The sequence below is a fragment of the Nocardia sp. NPDC004722 genome (assembly GCF_053601505.1).
In genome coordinates, this window is record NZ_JBSGBY010000792.1 from 1 (window position 1) to 3,259 (window position 3,259).

Here is a 3,259-nt window from a genome sequence, read left to right on the forward strand (position 1 = left end):
GCAGGTGCTCTTCGACTACCTCGGCCGCATGGACCTGGCCGCGGGCGCCGGCACCGAGGCGCCCTTCACGCCGGTCACGGATCTGGCCCTGCACCAGCGACTCCCGATCGCGCCCGAGCCGGACATGCCGTTGCGCTACGCCCTCGATCTCATCGCCGCGATCTATCCGGGCGAGCAGGGGCCGCAGCTGGTCGTCCTGTTCCGGTGGAGCGCAACACTTTTCGATGAGGCCGAGATCGCGCGTCTTACCGAGATCTGGCAGCGGGCAGTCGCGGCGCTCGGGGCCGCTCATGCCGCGCTCAGCCCCGCCTGACCGAAGATTTCAGCCCCGCCCGACCCGAATGAACACGAGGATGGAGAACCAGGTGTCGCAATCCAATACGGGCGCGGCCATAGTCGTCGAATCCGTCGAAAAATCCTTCGGCGCGGTTCACGCCCTGCGCGGCATCAGCTTCAGCGCACCCACCGGCAGCGTCCTGGGCGTGCTCGGCCCGAACGGCGCGGGCAAGACCACCACCGTCTCGGTGCTGTCCACCCTGGTCCGCCCCGATGCCGGGCGGGCCCTGGTGGCCGGTCACGATGTGGTCCGCGAGGCCGACGCCGTCCGCGCCTCGATCATGCTGACCGGCCAGTACGCCGCCCTGGACGAGGTACTCACCGGCCGTGAGAATCTGGTGCTGTTCGCCCGCCTGATGGGCCTGCGTCCCACCCAGGCCCGCCAACGCGCCGACGAACTGCTGGAACGCTTCGACCTCACCGCGGCCGCCGACCGCCGTGTCGGCCAGTACTCCGGCGGTATGCGCCGCCGCATCGACATCGCCTGCGGCCTGGTGCGCCAGCCCAAGGTGGTCTTCCTCGACGAACCCACCACCGGCCTCGACCCGGTCAGCCGCCAGAGCCTCTGGTCGCTGGTGCGCGAACTCAAAGCGCAGGGCGTCACCATCCTGCTCACCACCCAATACCTCGAGGAGGCGGATGCCCTGAGCGACAACATCATCGTCGTCGACAAGGGCACCGTCATCGCCGAGGGCACCGCCGACCAGCTCAAGGCCCGCTCCGGCGCCGGCTACTGCGAGGTCGTCCCGGTCGAAGCCGCCGACGTCCCAAGCGTTCTCACCGCCTTGGACGGCCTCGGCGAACTCACCGTCCCCGAATCCGCCGACCGCGTAGCCCTGCCCGCCCCCGACGGCGCCGCCACCCTCGCCGAAGTCCTGCGCCGAGTCACCGCCGCGAACATCGCCCTCATCGACATCGCCCTCCGCCGCCCCTCCCTCGACGAAGTCTTCATCGAACTCACCCGCCCCCAGCCTGCCGAGGCGCGCATATGACGACCGACACCGCGAAGTCAGCGGCCGCGCAGTTCCGAGTGCCGGCCTTCTTGCAATGGAAGGCTTTGAGTGGGCGTACTATTCGCGCCGCGCTGCGCGAAGGCGATCTGATGTTCGGCTTCGCCGCGCCGATGATCTTCTTCCTGTGCTTCTATGTGCCGCTGCGCAGGTCCATGGAGGCGGGTGGTGTGGAGTACGCGCAGTATCTGCTGCCCGTCATCGTGTTGCAGGGCATGTTCTTCACCGCCATGTCCGCTGGTGATCGCGCCGCGCGAGACACGTTCAGCGGCATGGGAACCCGGCTGCGGTCGATGCCGGTGCGGCCGTGGTTGCCGATGGCCGCGCGGATGTCGGCGAATCTGGTGCGGGCAGGGGCGGCCGTCGTGGGTGCGCTCGTGATCGGGTACGTGTTCGGGTTCCGCTTCCACGAGGCGGCGGGGGCGGCCGGATTTCTGCTGCTCGCCTTGGCTTTCGGCGCGGCGGTGGTTGTCGGCGCGGATGCGCTGGGCGTCGCCACCGGCAAGCCCGAGATCGGGGCGTCCGCTCTGCTGGCCCCGCAGCTGCTGCTGACCATGATGTCCACCGGGCTGGTCCCGGCCGAGGCGTTCCCGGGCTGGATCCAGCCGTTCGTGCGCAATCAACCCGTCTCCCAGGCCGCCGCCGCGCTGCGCGGCCTCGCCGACGGCGACTTCCCTGCGGCCGTGGCCATCTCGGCGGCCTGGTGCGCCGGACTCATCCTGGTGTTCACCGCGCTGTCGGTGCGAGTGGAAAGGCGGCGGCGGTGAGAACCCTGCTGGATCAGACCCTGGTCGAGGCCGGTCGCCTCATGCGCCGCTGGCCCCGCGAACAGGAGGTGCTCACCTCCACCCTCATCCTCCCGGTCCTGCTGCTGCTCATGTACGAGCTGGTGCTGGACAAGGTGCTCACCGGCGCTTCCGGCGCGGACGCCATCTACGGTTTCGTCCCCATGATCGCCATCACCGGCGCCATGTACGGGGCCATGGGCACCGGTCTGTCCCTCTACGCCGAACGCGAAAGCGGTCTGCTGCGCCGCTTCTGGGTCCTGCCGGTGCGTCGTTCGGCCGGACTGCTCGGCCGCCTGCTCGCGGAATGCGGCCGCACCCTCGCGGGCACCGTGGTCATCATCGCCCTGGGCATGGCCTTGGGCCTGCGTTTCCACCAAGGGCCCTGGGCCGCACTCGCTGCCGTGCTGATCCCGGTCCTGCTCATCCCGGGCATCTCCACCATGGTCATCACCGTCGGCGTGACCGCCGCGGGCGACAAAGTGGTGCAACTGTTCTCGGCCGTCACCCTGCTGGCGTTGTTCTTCAACTCCGGCTTCGTCCCGGTCGACAACTACCCGGGCTGGCTGCAACCCGTCGTGCGCGCCCAGCCCATGAGCTGCGCCATCGAAGCCATGCGCAACCTCACCCTGGGCGGCCCCGTCGCCACCCCGATCCTGCAAACCCTGGCCTGGTCGGCCGCGCTGGCAACGGTTTTCGGCGCACTCGCCGTCCGCAATATCCGCGCGGCCGCCCAGAGCTGAGATCAGTGGGTGATCAGCCGCCAATCATCGGGCAGATTGGTGGCTGTCACCCGGTTGCCCTCCACGGCCAGGTCGACGACCGCGCCGCCGAGCCGCAGATCGGTGAGTTCCACCCGGCCCCAACGCGCGGGCAGATGCGGCAGCACGGTCAACGTGCGGTGCCCGGCATCGGGATCCAGGCCCAGGAAGGAGCGCACCAGCAGCAACGGAGCCGCGCTCGCCCACGCCTGCGGCGAACACGAGGTCGGATAGGGGACCGGCGCGGCGAACTTGGCACGCGGGAAACCGCAGAACAATTCGGGCAGTCGCCCACCGAACGCGACCGCCGCGTCGAGCAGCCCGTCGGCGAGCCGGGTGGCCAGCTCGAGGGCCCCGGGCAGATGGC

Annotated in this window: 4 protein-coding genes and 1 pseudogene; 4 read left to right on the plus strand and 1 reads right to left on the minus strand. The window is 69.7% G+C overall.

Features of this window, described 5'->3' with window-relative positions:
* From ACWELQ_RS41930 to ACWELQ_RS41945, 4 genes are all read left to right on the plus strand, one after another.
* On the plus strand, window positions 1-313 hold a 313-nt coding region (locus ACWELQ_RS41930), incomplete at its 5' end, for a hypothetical protein (RefSeq protein WP_452402545.1).
* Between the two features lie 40 nt (window positions 314-353).
* Complete coding sequence (locus ACWELQ_RS41935; RefSeq protein ID WP_452402546.1) at window positions 354-1,328, plus strand: ATP-binding cassette domain-containing protein; 975 nt, start codon at window positions 354-356, stop codon at window positions 1,326-1,328.
* Window positions 1,325-2,113 carry an ABC transporter permease gene (locus tag ACWELQ_RS41940; protein WP_452402547.1) on the plus strand — a complete coding sequence of 263 codons (789 nt, stop codon included), beginning with the start codon at window positions 1,325-1,327 and terminating at the stop codon, window positions 2,111-2,113. Before ACWELQ_RS41935 ends, ACWELQ_RS41940 begins: the two co-directional genes overlap by 4 nt.
* Window positions 2,110-2,874: an ABC transporter permease gene (locus ACWELQ_RS41945; RefSeq protein ID WP_452402548.1), complete on the plus strand. Its 765-nt coding sequence runs from the start codon at window positions 2,110-2,112 to the stop codon at window positions 2,872-2,874. The genes ACWELQ_RS41940 and ACWELQ_RS41945 overlap by 4 nt, the downstream gene beginning before the upstream one ends.
* Window positions 2,875-2,876: 2 nt before the next feature.
* On the opposite strand, the pseudogene ACWELQ_RS41950 reads toward ACWELQ_RS41945, so the two are convergent.
* Window positions 2,877-3,259 (minus strand): annotated as a pseudogene (locus ACWELQ_RS41950) (glycogen debranching N-terminal domain-containing protein); the annotation flags it as partial.

What these genes read in the sequence shown, in the direction of transcription:
- ACWELQ_RS41935 (WP_452402546.1), top strand. Translation starts at nt 354, where the DNA reads ATGGAGAACCAGGTGTCGCAATCCAATACGGGCGCGGCCATAGTCGTC.
- ACWELQ_RS41940 (WP_452402547.1), top strand. Translation starts at nt 1,325, where the DNA reads ATGACGACCGACACCGCGAAGTCAGCGGCCGCGCAGTTCCGAGTGCCG.